This window comes from Agrobacterium sp. CNPSo 2736, assembly GCF_004005385.1.
GTDB lineage: Bacteria > Pseudomonadota > Alphaproteobacteria > Rhizobiales > Rhizobiaceae > Agrobacterium > Agrobacterium leguminum.
Genome location: NZ_RZTX01000004.1, coordinates 179,840 through 197,561, shown reverse-complemented (window position 1 = coordinate 197,561; position 17,722 = coordinate 179,840). Strand labels below are relative to the sequence as shown.

Genomic DNA, 17,722 nt, shown 5'->3' with positions numbered 1-17,722 from the left:
CCGGCATAGAACGGCAATTCTGCTTTTCTGTCAAAGGCTGAAGGAGGACCGGTCAAGCGGGGAACTGGTTGCCTTCAGCCCTCCAGTTCCTCGCGCAGCATCTCCAGTTCCAGCCATTCTTCTTCCATGGCCTCCAGCTTGTCGCGCAGCTTCGACATTTCCTGCGCCAGCGTGTTGAAGGCCGCGGGGTCCTTTGTGAAAAGCTCCGGATCGGCCATGCGCTGCTCGCGTTTTGCGATTTCGCCTTGCGCCTTTTCCATCTCCTTCGGAAGATTTTCGAGCGCGAATTTCTGCTTGAAGGAAAGCTTGCCCTTGGCCTTTGAAGGATCCTGCGATGCAGAGGCCGAAGGTGCGGCCTTCGCCTTTTCCTGTTTCTCAGCCTTGCGTTTTTCTTCTGCCGCACCCTTGCGCTGCGCCATCATGTCCGAATAGCCGCCGGCATATTCGATCCATCGTCCGTCCGGCTCATCGGGATTGACGGGCGCGATGGTGGAGGTGACGGTGCGGTCGAGGAAATCGCGATCGTGGCTGACGAGGATAACGGTGCCGGAAAAGCCCGCAACGATTTCCTGCAGCAGATCGAGCGTTTCGATATCCAGATCGTTGGTCGGCTCGTCGAGGATCAGAAGATTGGTCGGCCGCGCCAGAATGCGCGCCAGAATAAGGCGCGCGCGCTCGCCGCCGGAAAGGTTGCGGATCGGCGTGCGGGCCTGTTCCGGCTGGAACAGGAAATCCTTCATATAACCCGTCACATGCTTCAATTCGCCGTTGACCAGCAGATTTTCACCACGGCCATCGGTCAGATAATGCGCGAGCGTATCGTTGAGATTGAGATCCTCGCGTTTCTGGTCGAGCGTCGCGATTTCCAGATTGGTGCCGAGCTTCACCGTGCCGCTATCGGGCTCCAGCTGGCCGGTGAGCATCTTCAGAAGCGTGGTTTTACCGGCGCCATTCGGGCCGACGAAACCGATGCAATCACCACGATGGACGCGCAGCGAAAACGGCGCGACGATCACGCGCTCGCCATAAGCCTTGGTGATGGCCTCGGCTTCGATGACGAGCTTGCCGGACTCGCGCCCTTCGGTAACGGTCGCCTGCACCGTGCCCTGCGGTCCCTTATGGCCGCGATATTCCGCACGCATGGCCTGAAGCTCGCCGACCCGGCGCATGTTGCGCTTGCGCCTTGCGGTCACGCCATAGCGCATCCAGTGTTCTTCACGCTCGATGGCCTTGCCGAGCTTGTGCTGCTCCAGCTCTTCCTCTTCCAGCACCTTGTCGCGCCATTCCTCGAAATGGGCAAAACCGCGATTGAGACGGCGCGACTGGCCACGATCCAGCCAGACGGTCGAGGTTGAGACCTTTTCGAGAAAACGCCGGTCATGCGAAATCAGCACCAGCGCGCTGCGCGTCTGCTGCAGCTCGCTTTCAAGCCATTCGATGGTGGGCAAATCGAGATGGTTGGTCGGTTCGTCCAGCATCAGGATATCGGGCTCAGGCGCCATGACGCGGGCAAGAGCCGCACGTCGCGCTTCACCGCCGGAGAGGCTCGCCGGATGTTCCTGCCCGGTGAGGCCAAGATGCTCAAGAAGATAGGTGACGCGATAGGGATCGTCACCAGGTCCGAGCCCCGCTTCGGCATAGGCCTGAACCGTGTCGTAACCGGCAAAATCCGGAGCCTGCTCCAGATAACGGATGGTGGCGGCCGGATGCCGGAAAACCTCGCCCGACTGCGCCTCGACCAAACCCGCGGCGATCTTCATCAGGGTGGACTTGCCGGAACCGTTGCGCCCGACAAGGCAGATGCGGTCGCCCGGTTCCACCTGTAGATTGGCGCCGTCGAGCAGCGGGGTCACGCCGAAGGTCAGCTTGATGTCATCGAGTTTCAAAATTGGGGGTGCCAAGGCGTCAGGCTCCGGTCAGATCATAGGGGCGGGCGAGCACGATGGCTTTTCCGCTTTTCAGCGAGAAATGCACGGGGCCGCCATTCGCGACATTGGAAATAGTGCGGGACGAACCGAAAGCAAGCGCGAAATCCTTCAGCGGATAACGCACATTGCCGATATCGAGCCCCTCAAGGGCGGTAAATCCGGCAACCGAAAACAGCGAAGCAGGCGGCAAATCGACATCCAGCGAACCGGCAAGCAGCGGCCGCGCCTCTTCTTCACCGGAGGTCAGCGTGACGTCGATACCATGTTCGGCGAGCGCCACCGCGTAAAGGAGATGCTGTAGCGCATGATCGCTTCTCGCGCCTCCAAGCGCACCGACAAGCACCAGCGAATGCGCGCCACGGGAGAGAGCTTCCGATACCGCGATCTCGCCATCCGTCACCGCCTTTGCGGCCGGGTATGGCTGCCGCGCCACATCGGGCCAGGCCTCCAGCAACTCTTTGCTGGCGGAATCGAAATCCCCGACCCACAACTCCGGCGCAAGGCCAAGCGGCCCGGCATGGCGCATGCCGCCGTCGGCCGCAATCACACGGCTATCCGCGACCGCCTCTTTCAGACGATCGGTCACCGTGACATCGCCGCCAAGCAGAATGGTGAAGCGCTCTTTATCCATGCCCTGCCTTATCGCACCTCGGCCAAAAATGGAAAGCGGAAACCCGATGAAAACGGCCTATATTGATTTTCGCCGGCTTCGGGATTATGAAACGCCTCAGTGGTGATTTGCCGACCGGCTTGCAGCCACTTTAAAGAAGTCGCTAAAGGGTCGAGGAAAAAGGCAATTTCCTGGGACCGGTCGCGATTTCGCTGCCGGTTTTTTTGTTTTCGCAACGTTCTTTACGTGATCCGGAAAAGAGAGTTCGACATGCCGATCAAGATTCCCGATACGCTTCCCGCTTTTGAGACCCTCGTTCATGAGGGCGTGCGGGTCATGACCGAAACGGCGGCCATCCGGCAGGATATCCGCCCGCTCCAGATCGGGCTTCTCAACCTCATGCCGAACAAGATCAAGACGGAAATCCAGATGGCGCGCCTCGTCGGCGCATCGCCGCTGCAGGTGGAGCTGTCGCTGGTGCGGATCGGCGGCCATCGCGCCAAGAACACGCCGGAAGAACATCTTCTGTCCTTCTACGAGACGTGGGAAGAAGTGCGCCACCGCAAGTTTGACGGTTTCATCATTACCGGCGCGCCCGTGGAGACCCTGGCCTATGAAGACGTGACCTACTGGAACGAAATGCAGAAGATTTTCGAATGGACGCAGACCAATGTCCATTCGACGCTGAATGTCTGCTGGGGTGCGATGGCCGCCATCTATCATTTCCACGGCGTGCCGAAACACGAGCTGAAGGAAAAGGCTTTCGGGGTCTATCGTCACCGCAATCTCTGCCCCTCATCGATCTATCTGAACGGCTTTTCGGATGATTTCCAGGTTCCGGTCTCGCGGTGGACGGAAGTACGCCGCGCCGATATCGAAAAACATCCGAAACTCGAAATCCTGATGGAATCCGAGGAAATGGGCGTTTGTCTGGTGCATGAGAAAGAGGGCAACAGGCTCTATATGTTCAACCATGTCGAATATGATTCGACATCGCTTTCGGACGAGTATTTCCGTGACGCGAATGCCGGCGTGCCCATCAAGCTGCCGCATGATTATTTTCCGCACAACGACCCGGAACTTGCCCCGCTCAACCGCTGGCGCAGCCATGCCCATCTGTTTTTCGGCAACTGGATCAACGAGATATACCAGACGACACCTTATGATCTCGAATCCATTGGCAAACTCGCCGCGTAAATTGCGGATTGCGAATTGCCGGGAAATGACGCAACGTCCGCCCGGCAATTCGCAACATCAGGGAGAATGACGATGAGCGACGCGGCGGCTCGGGAGAATTTCGGTTTCACGGCGACCGGCGAAAAAGTCGAACGCGTCACCATCTCGAAAGGCGGGCTGACAGCCAAGGTCATCACCTGGGGCGCAGTCATTCAGGATCTGCGCCTTGAAGGCCACCAGCCGCCGCTCGTTCTCGGCTTCGATAAATTCGAGGACTATAAATATTCCTCCTATTTCGGCGCCACCCCCGGCCGCAACGCCAACCGCATCGGTGACGGCAAATTCTCCATCGACGGGCATGACTACCAGCTGGAGCTGAACGAAAAAGGCGTAACCCATCTGCATGGCGGTAGCGACGGCATGGGCAAGCGCAACTGGATGCTGATGGAACATGGCGAAAGCCATGCGGTTCTGCAGATCATCGACCCCGACGGCCGCGCCGGTTATCCCGGCAATTGCACGGTCACGGCCACTTATACGATCCTCGACGGCGGCGTGCTTTCGGTGGTCTATGAAACGGTAACCGACAAGCCGACCATCGCCAATGTCTGCCAGCATTCCTATTTCAATCTCGATGGCGCAGACACCGCGCTTGGGCATGAGATCAACATCGCGGCTGATTTTTACCTGCCCACCAATGACAAGCAGATACCGACGGGCGAAATCCGCTCCGTCGAAGGTACCGTCTTCGACCTGCGCCACCCGACACCGATGCGGCGCAAGGAGAATGGCGAGCAGGTTCTCTACGACCATAATTTCTGCCTGTCGCCCGAGCGCCGCGCAAAACGCAAGGTCGCCCGCGCCTATTCGCCGGCCTCCGATATCGCCCTTGAGGTTCACACCACCGAACCCGGTGTGCAGTTTTATTCGGCCTTCAAACTGGATGTCCCGGTTCCCGGCCTTGATGGCCGTCACTATGGCCCCTTTGCCGGTTTCTGCCTGGAAACGCAGATTTGGCCGGACGCCGTCAACCACGCAGATTTCCCGCACGCCATCCTGCGGCCGGGTGAAACCCTGCGTCAGGAAACCGACTATATTTTCAAGAAGGGCTGAAGCGGCGAGCCGGTGTCAATCCAGCACGCAGCCAACATAGCCGCCGGAAGCGCGGGCGCGCCGTTCGATAAGGCCGGCAAGCCGTTGCAGCCCGCGTCCTGGCTTGCTGGCGACGCGGTCTATGGGGTTAGGTAGCGAAACCGCCAGCAGCGCCGCCTGACGGGAGCTGAGTTTTGCAGCCGGCACCTTGAAATGGTGCTGGGCGGCAGCCTCGATTCCATAAATGCCCGGTCCCCATTCGGCAACGTTGAGATAAATCTCCATCATCCGTTTTTTGGACCAGACGAAATCGGCGGCAATCGCCAGCGGCAGTTCCAGCCCTTTGCGCAAAAACGAGCGGCCGTTCCATAAAAACAGGTTCTTGGCCGTCTGCATTGGGATGGTGCTGGCCCCACGCGTCGCAGCCCCGTCGAGCGCATTACTGACCACGGACTGCATCTGGTTCCAGTCCACGCCGCCATGGAAACAGAATTGCCCGTCCTCGGACATCATCACGGATTGCACGAGGCGCGGCGAAATATCCTCAAGCGGCACCCAGCGCCGGTCATATCCCTGCAGGGTCACCAGATCGGCGAGCATCAGCGTCGAGACTGGCCGGATAAACGGCAACGCATAAACCGGAATCAGCAGATAGGGCAGGATCAGCAAAGCCAGCAAGGTCATGACGATACGCTTTGCCAACGTGCGAAAATCCACCTTCGGACTGCTCCGGTCTTCCGCCAGCACGGCGTAATCTGCGTCGCTTTCAGGCGTACTGCTCAATATTCGTCAAAGCCCCGCACCAATTGAAGCCTTTCATAGTCCATTGCCGCCTTCAAGGCGAGTCCGCTCAAATAGTTGCACCAATGGAATCACGAAAAGGTTTGCCTGCATTCGCGCGGCATGCCAAAGAGCGCGGCATGGACGCTGCGATGACAAATTTCGAAACGAAGCTGCGCGAAAACGCGGCTAAAACCGAAGCCCTGCTTGGCCGCCTGCTTTCCGGCGAAGCCCGCGCGGATGAGATCACGCGCCCGCAAAACCTGCTCGACGCCATGCGCCATGGCGTGTTGAACGGCGGCAAACGCCTGCGACCCTTTCTCGTCATCGAAAGTGCCGCCCTCGCGGGCGGGAATACCGAAGCCGCCCTTTATGTCGGTGCGGCACTGGAATGCCTCCATTGTTATTCGCTCGTTCATGACGATCTGCCGGCCATGGACGATGACGACCTGCGCCGCGGCCAGCCGACGGTGCACCGCAAATTCGATGAGGCAACCGCTATTCTCGCCGGCGACAGCCTGCTGACACTGGCCTTCGATATCATCGCATCGGACGAAAATCCGCTCGCGGCCGAGCGCAAGGCCGCGCTCGTACTCTCGCTTGCCCGCGCGGCAGGCATCGGCGGCATGGCCGGCGGCCAGGCCCTCGATCTCGCTGCGGAGAAAAAAGCACCAGATGAAGCCGGCGTCATTACATTGCAGGCTATGAAAACCGGTGCGCTGCTGCGTTTTGCCTGCGAAGCAGGCGCAATCATCGCTGGCAGCGATGTTTCCGAAAGGCAAAGGCTGCGTCTCTTCGGCGAAAAGATCGGCCTCGCCTTCCAGCTTGCCGACGACCTTCTGGATTTGACGGCCGATGCCGCCACCATGGGCAAGGCAACCGGCAAGGACGCCGCGCGCGGCAAGGGAACGCTTGTGGCGCTGCGCGGCGAGGACTGGGCGCGCAGCCAGCTGCGGGAGCAAGTGGCTGAAGCCAGCGAACTGCTGGCCCCTTATGGCGAAAAGGCCGCGATTCTCGTCGCGGCCGCCAGATTCATCGCTGAACGAAAAAGCTGAGCGGCTTCCACTCAGCTTTTCATCACCCAATCAGCCCTTGAGCGGCGAAATCAGCACTTCGACGCGACGGTTCTGAGCGCGGCCATCCGGCGTTGCATTCGATGCGATCGGCTGCGATGCGCCGAAACCAAGCGTCGAAATACGGCGCTGGTCGACGCCGCGCGCGCCGAGATAATTGGCGACCGATGCGGCACGACGCTCCGAAAGACCCTGATTGTAACCCGGGCTACCGGTGGAATCGGTGTGACCGTTGATGTCGATCAGCGTGCGGTTAAACTTGTTCAGCACGATGCCAACGGAATCAAGCGTTTGATAGAATGGCGGGATGACCTGATCCTGGTCCGTCGCGAAGGTGATGTTCGACGGCATGTTGAGAACGATGCTGTCGCCACGGCGGGTAACCGAAACGCCGGTTCCCTGAAGCTGGGCGCGAAGCTCGGCTTCCTGGCCATCCATGTAATTGCCGATGGCGCCGCCGGCGAGCGCGCCGATGCCCGCGCCGATAAGCGCGGCATTACGGCGACCGGTCGGCGAACCGCCGACAGCCAAACCGCCCAGAGCACCGACCACGGCGCCGATGCCGGCGCCGCCCGCCGTGTTCGACATCTTCTGCTCACCTGTATAGGGATCGGTGGTGGTGCAGGCGGAAAGATAGGTCCCGCAAAGGGCAACGATCGCGATTTTTTTGATCATGTGTTTTGATGCTCCGAGAGGTTCAGGAGGTATGACAGTGGAATTCCGGCCTTTTCACGGTACTCTTTACTCCGCCGCATCTTTTCGGCCAAAACGCTTTTCGATGTAATCGATCACAAGCGCTTCAAAATCGGCGGCGATATTGGGACCACGCAGGGTCAGCGCCTTTTCACCGTCGATAAAGACGGGCGCGGCGGGGCTTTCGCCGGTTCCGGGCAGGGAAATGCCGATATCGGCATGTTTGCTTTCACCGGGGCCGTTGACGATACAGCCCATGACGGCGACATTGAGCGCCTCGACACCCGGATATTTCTCACGCCAGATCGGCATGTTCTTGCGAATATCGTTCTGGATGTTCTGGGCAAGTTCCTGAAAGACGGTGGACGTGGTGCGCCCGCAGCCGGGACATGCCGCAACGACCGGAATGAACTGACGGAAACCCATGACCTGCAGCAATTCCTGCGCCACCTGCACTTCGCGGGTGCGGTCGCCATTCGGCTCCGGCGTCAGCGAGACACGGATCGTATCGCCGATGCCGTGCTGCAAGACGTACCCCATGGCGGCGGACGAGGCGACGATGCCCTTGGAGCCCATGCCCGCTTCGGTGAGGCCGAGATGCAGGGCGTGATCGGAGCGTTCCGACAGCATGGAATAAACGGCGATCAGGTCCTGCACCTGGCTGACCTTGGCCGACAGGATGATGCGGTTGCGCGGCAGACCGATCTCTTCGGCAAGCTCGGCGGAAATCAACGCCGACTGAACGATGGCCTCACGCGTGACCTGCCGGGCGGAGAGAGGGAAACCCTGCTCCTTGTTCTTGTCCATCAGCGTCGTCAGAAGTTCCTGATCGAGCGACCCCCAATTGACGCCGATTCGCACCGGCTTGTCGTAGCGGATCGCCATTTCCACGATCTCGCCGAACTGCTTGTCCTTCTTGTCCTTGAAACCGACATTGCCCGGATTGATGCGGTATTTCGCCAGCGCTTCGGCGCAGGCCGGATGATCGGCCAGAAGTTTGTGGCCGATATAATGAAAATCGCCGACAAGCGGCACATCAAGCCCAAGCCGCAGCAACCGCTCACGGATTTTCGGCACGGCGGCCGCGCTCTCGTCGCGGTCGACGGTGATGCGCACGATTTCCGAACCGGCCCGGAAGAGCGCCGCCACTTGGCTGACGGTGGCGTCGATATCCGCCGTATCGGTGTTGGTCATCGACTGCACCACGACGGGCGCGCCGCCACCGACGATGACACCGCCCACGTCTACGGCGACGGATGCGCGGCGGGGCTTGGGATCGTAATCGGCATGTGACGTCATGGCGGTCTCTGGAGCTTGCGGCAAGGTCTGGCAATTGAGGTGAAACAGGCAAGCCTGCTTGTCAACACCCAACGCATGAGAGCTTCTACTTTACCGCAATCATGGCAAAATTCGAGACGCCTATTCCTTGCCCGCGCCATCCGCATGGCGGGCGAGCCGCGAAAGCAGCAGGACCACCACATGCAGCAGCGGCAGGAACAGGAAGACGCTGGCAAGGCCGGTATGTTCGGCAATAAAGCCGATGGCCGATGGCGCCACCAGAATACCGGAATAACCCATGGTGGTGACCACCGAGAGACCAATGCCGGGCGCCAGTCCCGGCATGTTGCCGGCGGCGGAAAAGGCAATCGGTACCATGTTGGAAATGCCGATGCCGGCAATCGCGAAGCCGATGATCGCAATAGTGGAATTTCCCGCAAGACCGGCAATCAGGAGACCGATGATCGACATGGCCGAACAGAAGCGCAGGGTCGTCACGGCGCCGAAGCGGTCACGCACCAGATCGCCGGCAAACCGCATGGCCGCCATGGTCAGGGAGAAGGCCGCGAAGGCGAAACCGGACTGCGATACCGAAGCACCGAGTTCATTGCGCAGATAAAGCGCGCCCCAGTCGAGGATAGCGCCTTCCGGAATCATCGAGAACAGCGCCATCAGGCCGATAATCCATGGCAGCGGCGTCAGCGGCAGGCCGCCTTTCGGGCGTTCCTCCTCCGGATGCGGACGATCCGCAAGGACGCGCGGCCACGCGATGACCAGCAGCACGAGTGCGATGACGGTTAGCGCAATGGCATGTCCCTGCACACCGATGGCCGTGATGAGATAACCGCCAAGACCGGCGCCAATCAGGCCGCCAAGGCTCCAGAAGGCGTGGCACGATGACATGATAGCGCGGCGCATATCCCGCTCCACCGCTACCGCATTGGCGTTCATGGCGACATCCATGGCCCCCGTCAGCCCGCCGAACAAGAACACCGCAATCACCCCGGCCCACACCGTGCCTGCCCAGGAAATGAAAAGCAGAGTCGGCAAAAAGATCGCCGCCGTGACAAGGCTCACCGTACGCGAGCCGAAACGGGCGATCTGCGACCCGGCAATCGGCATGAAAACCAGCGAGCCGATGCCGAAGACCAGAATGATCAGGCCGAGCGCGCTCTCACTCAGGGAAAGGCGCGCCGCAAATTCCGGAATCTTGGGCGCCCATGATCCCATCATGAAACCGTTCATCAAGAACAGCAGGGAAACGCCCAGCCTGTGCCGAGTCAGATAGGACGAGCGTATACCTGTCGGCGAAAATGTCGTGGGGCCATTCATCGGCAATATCCTTCAGACTTGACCATGAGAAAACTGAGCGACGTCATCATCGCCGCAATAAACCTGTACGCCCTTTGCCGACAGCGCCTCGACGAATGCGCGGTCGGCATCCTGTTCCAGCACGAGGGAAAGAGGTGGAGAAAAATCATGTACATGGAAAGCTGCCCTGTGGCCGAGCTTTTCCGTGGTGATGGCGGCGACAATCCGCTGGCTGGCGCTGCAGGCGAGCCGCTTGAACACCGCATCCTCGAAAACATCCGCTGACAGACCCGTCTCGGCCGCAACGCCGCAGACACCGAGAATGCAGAGATCGGGCCGCATCAGTTCGAGCTGCCGAAGCGCCATGGCGTCAATCGCAGCACCTACGGCCGGATCGACCTTGCCGCCGATCAGCACCAGATCGATATCGGCCCGCCCCGTCAGTTCAGCGGCAATGGCGGGCGTATTCGTCACCACCGTCAGGTTGAGCCCGGCGGGAAGCGCCCTTGCAATGGCGAGATTGGTGGAGCCGGCATCGATGAAGACGACCATGCCCGGCTCGAGAAGCGGGACAACGGCGCGCGCCAGCAGTGCCTTGCGGTCCGCATCCTCGGCAATGCGCGTCTTCAGCGGCACCGTTTTGCTGTCGGAAAGCAACGCCCCGCCATAAACCCGCAGGCATTCTCCCCGGGCTGCCATCTCACGCAGGTCGCGGCGCACGGTGTCTTCGGAAACGCCAAAATTCTGCGCGAGATCCTGCGCCAGCACCCGGCCGCTTTGCCGCAACTGCGCAAGGATGAGCGCCTGCCGCTCGCTGACAAAATGATCGCTCATCGGAACTCATGCATAAACCGGAATAAACGTGCACGAACATGCATATTCGAGTTTTTACGGCTGCGCAACAAAAAACGCCCGCCAGGAGAGGCGGGCGTCTGACACTGCATCAATGATCGGATACGGCTTTATTCCCCGTAAGCGATCAACAGATCCTTCGCATCGATCTGATCGCCGGGGCGCACCAGAACTTCTGCGATCTTGCCGTCGCGTTCGGCGTGAAGCGCGGTTTCCATCTTCATCGCTTCGATGGAGAGCAGCACATCGCCGGCCTTGACCTCCTGGCCCTGATTGACGAAGACACGGCTGATCACGCCCGGCATCGGCGCGCCGATATGGACGGTATTGCCGGGTTCGGCCTTGCGGCGCACGGCGGAGCCGGAAGCGCCATGGGCACGATCCGGCACCTTGATGCGGCGCGGCTGGCCGTTGATCTCGAAGAACACCGTCACCATGCCCTTGTCATCCGTGCCGGACGAGGCTTGATTGACGATGACAAGCGTTTTGCCGCGTTCGATATCGGCAAACAGTTCCTCGCCATCCTCCATGCCGTAGAAATAGGCATGGGTGGGCAGCACCGAAACCGGGCCATAGGTCTCGGCTGTCAGCGCGAAATCCGTGAAAACCTTCGGATACATCAGATAGGACGCGAACTCGAAATCGTCGACCTTGCGCTCCAGCTTGGTCTCGATCACCTTCCGTTCGGCATCAAGATCTGCATCTTCCAGCAGCGAACCCGGACGAACCGTATAGGGCGCTTCGCCCTTCAGCGCCTTTTTCTGCAGGGCTGCCGGCCAGCCGCCGGGCGACTGTCCAAGATCGCCCTTCAGCATCGACACCACCGATTCCGGGAAAGACACTTCACGATCGGGGTTTTCAACGTCGGCCACCGTCAGATCCTGGCTGACCATCATCAGCGCCATGTCGCCGACGACCTTGGAGGACGGCGTCACCTTGACGATATCGCCGAACATCCGGTTGGCGTCGGCATAGGCCTGCGCCACCTCGTGCCAGCGGCTTTCGAGACCCAGCGAACGCGCCTGTTCCTTGAGGTTGGTGAACTGGCCGCCCGGCATTTCGTGCAGATAAACTTCCGAGGCCGGTCCCTTGAGATCGCTCTCGAAGGCGGCATACTGGTTGCGCACAGCCTCCCAGTAGAAGGAAATGCGGCGGATCCACTCGGTATCGAGACCTGTATCGCGTTCCGACCCCGCCAACGCCTCCACAATTGAGCCAAGGCATGGTTGCGACGTATTGCCGGAGAAGGCATCCATTGCGGCATCGACGGCGTCGACACCGGCATCCACGGCCGCAAGAACAGTCGCGGCGGAAATGCCCGAGGTATCGTGGGTGTGGAAGTGGATCGGCAGGCCGGTCGCCTCACGCAACGCCTTGAACAGAACCCTGGCGGCCGCCGGTTTCAACAGGCCCGCCATGTCCTTGACGGCGATGATATGAGCTCCGGCCTTTTCAAGCTCGGCGGCAAGGTTGGTATAATATTTGAGATCATATTTCGGACGCGCCGAATTCAACAGATCGCCGGTATAGCAGATGGTCGCCTCGCAGAGCTTGTTCTCCTCGGCAATCGCATCCATCGAGACACGCATATTCTCCACCCAGTTCAGGCAGTCGAAGACGCGGAAAAGATCGACCCCGCCCCTTGCGGCCTGGCGGACGAAATATTTGACGACATTGTCCGGATAATTCTTGTATCCCACGCCGTTCGCGCCGCGCAGAAGCATCTGCAGCAGCAGGTTCGGCGCGCCTTCGCGGATCAGCGCAAGACGCTCCCATGGGTCTTCCGTCAGGAAGCGCATGGAAACGTCGAACGTCGCACCGCCCCAGCATTCCAGCGAGAGAAGCTGCGGCAGCGCCTTGGCGTAAACGTTGGCGACGCGGGCGATATCATGGGTGCGAACGCGGGTGGCCAGAAGTGACTGGTGCCCGTCACGCATGGTCGTATCGGTAACCAGAACACGTTTTTCATTGCGCATCCAGTCCGCAAAGCCCTTCGGGCCAAGCTTGTCCAGCAACTGCTTGGTGCCATCGGGCGTCGGCGCATCGATATAAGGCACGACGGGCTTTGCCGCCTTTTCGGACGGCCTGGCGCGGCCCTTGGTTTCCGGGTGGCCGTTGACGGTCACGTCGGCAAGGTAGGTCAGAAGCTTGGTGGCGCGGTCCTGACGCTTGACCTGCGCAAACAGTTCCGGCGTCGAATCGATGAAGCGGGTCGTATAGGTATTGTTGCGGAAGCTGTCGTGACCGATGATGGCTTCGAGGAAGGTGAGGTTCGTTGCCACGCCGCGGATACGGAATTCGCGCAGCGCGCGGTCCATGCGGTTGATCGCCTCATCCGGTTGCGGCGCCCAGGCCGTTACCTTGACGAGCAGCGGATCGTAATAGCGGGTGATGACGGCGCCGGTATAGGAGGTGCCGCCATCCAGACGGATGCCGAAGCCAGAGGCGGAACGGTAGGCGGTGATACGGCCATAGTCCGGAATGAAATTATGTTCCGGGTCTTCCGTCGTGATACGGCACTGCAGCGCGTGGCCGTTGAGACGGATATCCTCCTGGCGCGGCACGCCGGATTCCGCGGTGCCGATCGCAGCCCCTTCGAGAATATGGATCTGCGCCTTGACGATATCGATACCGGTCACGACTTCCGTGACGGTATGTTCCACCTGGATGCGCGGATTGACCTCGATGAAGTAGAATTTGCCGGTATCGGCATCCATCAGATATTCGACCGTGCCGGCGCCGATATAATTGGTCGCGGCAGCGATCTTCAGGGAGTAGGCAGCCAGTTCCTGGCGCTGCGCTTCGGTGAGATAGGGCGCGGGCGCACGCTCGACCACCTTTTGATTGCGACGCTGGATCGAACAATCACGCTCGAACAGATGCACGACATTGCCGTGTGTGTCGCCGAGAATCTGGCTTTCGACGTGACGCGCACGCTCGACCAGCTTTTCGAGATAGACCTCATCCTTGCCGAAGGCGGCCTTCGCCTCGCGCTTGGCCTCCGTCACCTCACGGGCCAGATCTTCTCGTCTGCGGATGGCGCGCATGCCACGCCCGCCGCCGCCCCAGGAGGCTTTCAGCATGACGGGATAGCCGATTTCCTCGGCCATGCGCTCCACCTCGGCGATATCGTCCGGCAGCGGATCGGTAGCGGGAACAACGGGGACGTTGACCGAGATCGCCAGATTGCGCGCAGCCACCTTGTTGCCGAGCTGGCGCATCGTATCCGCCGTCGGCCCTATAAAGGTAATGCCGGCCTTATTGCAGGCCTCCACGAATTCGGGGCTTTCAGACAGAAGGCCGTAACCGGGGTGGATCGCGTCCGCTCCGGAGAGCTTGGCTACGCGAATGACCTCCTCGATCGAAAGATAGCTCTCGATCGGCCCCATATCCTTGGCGAGATGCGGCCCCCTGCCGACCTGATAGGATTCGTCCGCCTTGAAGCGGTGCAAAGACAGCTTGTCCTCTTCCGCCCAAATTGCAACGGTTTTAATCCCAAGCTCGTTCGCTGCCCGGAAAACGCGGATCGCAATTTCGGATCGGTTGGCAACAAGTATTTTCGATATTTTCAAGACGGTCTCCCCACACGCCAAAACAAAATTTCTGCTGCACTGCGGAATTAAGCAGCAAAACCCGGTCTTGGAAAGGGCAATTCCGGCGAGAACTGTCCTGTTTGCGCTAGCTCAGCAAACCATGACGAAAAGCAAGTGCTACGGTATGCTGCCGGTTCTTGGCGCTGAAACGGCGCTGGATTCCGTTGATATACCAGTCGACCGTGTGGTTGGAGATCGATAGTTGGCGTCCAATTTCGGTGGAAGTCATACCGTCCGCCATCAGCGTCAGCACCTCCATTTCGCGCCTCGTAAGCTCGAGAGCGGAAACGTCAGGAGCATTGCTGAAGCCGTGGGCCTGCCCGGAAAGATCGAGCAGGCGCCAGAACACGGCACGCGTGGCCGCATCGAGCAGTTCCACCTGCAAAGAGGGCAATTGCCGATCCTGACCGCCAATGAAGACCGCACCGATGAAGCCCGCACGGCCGTGAACGGGAAAGGCATAACCGCCCTGCAGACCGTACCGGCCGGCATCGTGGAAAAAGACGCTTGCCCTTTTGCGATGCATCGCGCGCGGCAGGCCCTCCAGCGCTTCCTTCCACTGAAACGGCTTGTGCACCATGCCGATCACCTTGCGGACGGGATCGACGAGATTGTATTTCTTGGCCCTGTAGACCTCCAGCCAGCCTTCGGGCAGATGTTGCGCAAGGATGTGTCCGGTGGAGGCGAGCTCCCCGGTCATCCGCCTGCTGACGAGAAAATATTCGAAACCGTATTCGCGAATGAGCGTTGCAAATTCGGAACGGACGCGGTCGGCGCTTCCCGCCTGGTAACACGCAGAGATGAAGTGAAGAATATCATGCATAAAGACACGTGGTCCGGAGCTTGGCTTGAAGGGAATGACACGAAGGACGTGGTCCCGCGATGACGTCATGTTACTCGGGCGCCGGTCGGTTGAGATTGAACATATCGTCGTTAGCAATCCCTGAAACGAAGATGCGAAATCTTGTGACGGCAGGCCCCGGGAAACATCGGGTTCGGTTTTTTTCGGTTCGCACGCGCGGTCAATCTGTTAAGCCGCCATTCAGACAGAAAGAGCGATAATTACACAAATTTCGCCGTCTCATGCAACCTTGCTAAAATAACTTGCCTTGAGGCCGAACAAACAACCGCTCGAAAAAGACGCTCGGACTGGATTGAAAATTTGACCTTGTTTCAGGTTTACACACGCGCTCTGCGCTATCTGACCGTACATAAATGGCGGGTGACGGTGGTCGTCATCGCCAACGTCATTCTTGCAGCGATCACCATCGCCGAACCGGTGCTGTTCGGCCGGATCATCGACGCCATCTCTTCCGGCACCAATGTCACGCCCATTCTCATTCTTTGGGCGGGTTTCGGTGTCTTCAACACCGTCGCTTATGTGGCCGTCGCCCGCGAGGCAGACCGTCTGGCCCATGGTCGGCGCGCGTCGCTGCTGACGGAAGCCTTCGGGCGCATCATCTCGATGCCGCTTTCCTGGCACCATCAGCGCGGCACATCCAATGCCCTACACACGCTGCTGCGCGCCAGCGAAACGCTGTTCGGCCTGTGGCTCGAATTCATGCGCACGCATCTGGCCACCTTCGTCGCACTGGTGCTGCTTGTGCCGACCGCCATGTCCATGGACCTGCGCCTCAGCTTCGTGCTGATCGGCCTCGGTATCGTCTACTGGTTCATCGGCAAGTGGGTGATGGGCCGCACCAAGGACGGCCAGGCTTCGGTTGAAGAACACTATCACAGCGTTTTTGCCCATGTCAGCGATTCCATCAGCAACGTGTCGGTGCTGCACAGCTACAACCGCATCGAGGCCGAAACGAAAGCGCTGAAATCTTTCACCGAAAAACTGCTGAGCGCGCAATATCCGGTGCTCGACTGGTGGGCCTTCGCCAGTGCTCTGAACCGCACGGCCTCCACCGTTTCGATGATGATCATCCTCGTCATCGGCACCGTGCTGGTGAAAAACGGCGAGTTGCGCGTTGGCGATGTCATCGCCTTCATCGGTTTCGCCAATCTCCTGATCGGCCGTCTGGACCAGATGCGCCAATTCGTGACGCAGATTTTCGAAGCCCGCGCCAAGCTCGAGGACTTCTTCGTACTGGAAGATTCCGTCAAGGAACGGGAAGAACCGGGCGATGCGCGCGAATTGTCGAATGTCTCCGGCACGGTGGAGTTCCGCAACATCAATTTCGGTTTCGCCAACACCAAGCAGGGCGTTCACGACGTTTCGTTCACGGCCAGGGCCGGCGAGACAGTCGCGATCGTCGGACCGACAGGGGCTGGCAAGACCACGCTCATCAACCTTTTGCAGCGGGTTTACGATCCCGATTCCGGCCAGATCCTGATCGATGGGACCGATATTTCGACGGTGACGAAAAATTCGCTCCGCAACTCCATCGCCACGGTGTTTCAGGATGCCGGCCTGCTGAACCGCTCCATTCGCGAAAACATCCGTCTCGGCCGTGAATCGGCCACCGATGCGGAAGTAGTGGAAGCAGCGGCAGCCGCAGCGGCGACGGATTTCATCGATAGTCGCATCAACGGCTACCTGACCCAGGTGGGTGAACGCGGCAACCGCCTGTCCGGCGGCGAGCGCCAGCGCATCGCCATTGCACGCGCCATCCTGAAGAACGCTCCCATTCTGGTTCTGGACGAAGCGACCAGTGCGCTGGACGTGGAAACGGAAGCCCGGGTGAAGGCCGCTGTCGACGCACTGAGAAAGAACCGTACGACCTTCATCATCGCTCACCGCCTTTCCACGGTCCGCGATGCCGATCTTGTCCTCTTCCTTGATCAGGGCCGGATCATCGAAAAGGGTACTTTCGATGAGCTGAGCCAGCGCGGCGGACGCTTTACCTCGCTGCTGCGCACCAGCGGCCTGCTGACGGAAGACGAAAACCAGCAGCCCCGGCCAAAGGCCATTGCCTCCTGAGGGCTTGGCTAACGGAATGAAGACAGGGCGGACAGCATGTTGTCCGCCCTTTTTCTTTGTGCGCTTCCCGACGGCCCGCCAGATCACAGGTCGCCTATCGGAGAATTCCGGTCAAGGAACTCGCCAGCCAGAAATCGATCTGCCCGAAGGGGAGGAGATTTCCCAGAAAGGCGACAATACCTGCTGCGAGATTGGTCAGGAAAACTCCAAGCAATACGCCAAGCATTATTCCGACACTCGTTTTCCGGGGGTAGCGCGCCAATCAGCAGGACAACGCCAGGGAAAGAATGGCGAGCAACGCCAACAGTGCAAGCTCTGTGAAAGATGCGCTGAATTGCAAGATAACTCCCCTCCGATCGACCGACTATTCGCGACTGCTGCTTTTCTCGAAAAGAGATTGACGAGAC

The 17,722-nt window shown here is 59.7% G+C and carries 13 protein-coding genes and 1 riboswitch; of the genes, 4 read left to right on the top strand and 9 right to left on the bottom strand.

What is annotated here, in order from left to right; all coding sequences use genetic code 11:
- Window positions 1-74: 74 nt before the first annotated feature.
- Both EM858_RS09280 and EM858_RS09275 read right to left on the bottom strand, forming a co-directional pair.
- Window positions 75-1,901 carry an ABC-F family ATP-binding cassette domain-containing protein gene (locus EM858_RS09280; protein WP_127756515.1) on the bottom strand — a complete coding sequence of 609 codons (1,827 nt, stop codon included), beginning with the start codon at window positions 1,899-1,901 and terminating at the stop codon, window positions 75-77.
- A 4-nt stretch (window positions 1,902-1,905) separates the two neighbouring features.
- Window positions 1,906-2,559: a thiamine diphosphokinase gene (locus EM858_RS09275; RefSeq protein WP_127756514.1), complete on the bottom strand. Its 654-nt coding sequence runs from the start codon at window positions 2,557-2,559 to the stop codon at window positions 1,906-1,908.
- An 89-nt stretch (window positions 2,560-2,648) separates the two neighbouring features.
- Window positions 2,649-2,725: riboswitch (SAM riboswitch) on the top strand.
- A gap of 83 nt (window positions 2,726-2,808) precedes the next feature.
- Between EM858_RS09275 and metA the strand changes: the two genes are divergently transcribed.
- Together metA and EM858_RS09265 are read left to right on the top strand one after the other, a co-directional pair.
- Window positions 2,809-3,735 carry a homoserine O-succinyltransferase gene (metA, locus tag EM858_RS09270; RefSeq protein WP_080815578.1) on the top strand — a complete coding sequence of 309 codons (927 nt, stop codon included), beginning with the start codon at window positions 2,809-2,811 and terminating at the stop codon, window positions 3,733-3,735.
- Window positions 3,736-3,807: 72 nt separating this feature from the next.
- Window positions 3,808-4,827 (top strand): aldose epimerase family protein, encoded by a 1,020-nt coding sequence (locus tag EM858_RS09265; RefSeq protein ID WP_127756513.1) that lies wholly within the window; start codon window positions 3,808-3,810, stop codon window positions 4,825-4,827.
- 15 nt (window positions 4,828-4,842) lie between these two features.
- Here EM858_RS09265 and mtgA read toward each other — a convergent pair whose 3' ends face one another.
- Window positions 4,843-5,490 (bottom strand): monofunctional biosynthetic peptidoglycan transglycosylase, encoded by a 648-nt coding sequence (gene mtgA, locus EM858_RS09260; protein ID WP_211393980.1) that lies wholly within the window; start codon window positions 5,488-5,490, stop codon window positions 4,843-4,845.
- Window positions 5,491-5,726: 236 nt separating this feature from the next.
- Between mtgA and EM858_RS09255 the strand changes: the two genes are divergently transcribed.
- Window positions 5,727-6,641 carry a polyprenyl synthetase family protein gene (locus EM858_RS09255; protein ID WP_127756512.1) on the top strand — a complete coding sequence of 305 codons (915 nt, stop codon included), beginning with the start codon at window positions 5,727-5,729 and terminating at the stop codon, window positions 6,639-6,641.
- Between the two features lie 30 nt (window positions 6,642-6,671).
- On the opposite strand, the gene EM858_RS09250 is transcribed toward EM858_RS09255, so the two are convergent.
- The 6 genes from EM858_RS09250 to EM858_RS09225 all read right to left on the bottom strand — a co-directional run bounded on the left by EM858_RS09250 (window position 6,672) and on the right by EM858_RS09225 (window position 15,209).
- The gene (locus tag EM858_RS09250; protein WP_080815571.1) at window positions 6,672-7,334 is read right to left on the bottom strand and encodes an OmpA family protein; all 663 of its coding nucleotides are present in this window, start codon (window positions 7,332-7,334) and stop codon (window positions 6,672-6,674) included.
- Window positions 7,335-7,400: 66 nt separating this feature from the next.
- Entirely contained in the window at window positions 7,401-8,651 is a 1,251-nt protein-coding gene (gene ispG / locus EM858_RS09245; protein ID WP_003520322.1) for a flavodoxin-dependent (E)-4-hydroxy-3-methylbut-2-enyl-diphosphate synthase, read from the bottom strand.
- 120 nt (window positions 8,652-8,771) lie between these two features.
- Window positions 8,772-9,962 (bottom strand): MFS transporter, encoded by a 1,191-nt coding sequence (locus tag EM858_RS09240; protein WP_127756511.1) that lies wholly within the window; start codon window positions 9,960-9,962, stop codon window positions 8,772-8,774.
- A 12-nt stretch (window positions 9,963-9,974) separates the two neighbouring features.
- Window positions 9,975-10,775 carry a DeoR/GlpR family DNA-binding transcription regulator gene (locus EM858_RS09235; protein ID WP_080852988.1) on the bottom strand — a complete coding sequence of 267 codons (801 nt, stop codon included), beginning with the start codon at window positions 10,773-10,775 and terminating at the stop codon, window positions 9,975-9,977.
- Window positions 10,776-10,903: 128 nt separating this feature from the next.
- Window positions 10,904-14,365 carry a pyruvate carboxylase gene (gene pyc / locus EM858_RS09230; protein WP_127756510.1) on the bottom strand — a complete coding sequence of 1,154 codons (3,462 nt, stop codon included), beginning with the start codon at window positions 14,363-14,365 and terminating at the stop codon, window positions 10,904-10,906.
- A 106-nt stretch (window positions 14,366-14,471) separates the two neighbouring features.
- Window positions 14,472-15,209 (bottom strand): LuxR family transcriptional regulator, encoded by a 738-nt coding sequence (locus tag EM858_RS09225; RefSeq protein WP_080815561.1) that lies wholly within the window; start codon window positions 15,207-15,209, stop codon window positions 14,472-14,474.
- 339 nt (window positions 15,210-15,548) lie between these two features.
- Between EM858_RS09225 and EM858_RS09220 the strand changes: the two genes are divergently transcribed.
- Window positions 15,549-17,315: a glucan ABC transporter ATP-binding protein/ permease gene (locus tag EM858_RS09220; protein ID WP_080815558.1), complete on the top strand. Its 1,767-nt coding sequence runs from the start codon at window positions 15,549-15,551 to the stop codon at window positions 17,313-17,315.
- Window positions 17,316-17,722 lie beyond the last annotated feature (407 nt).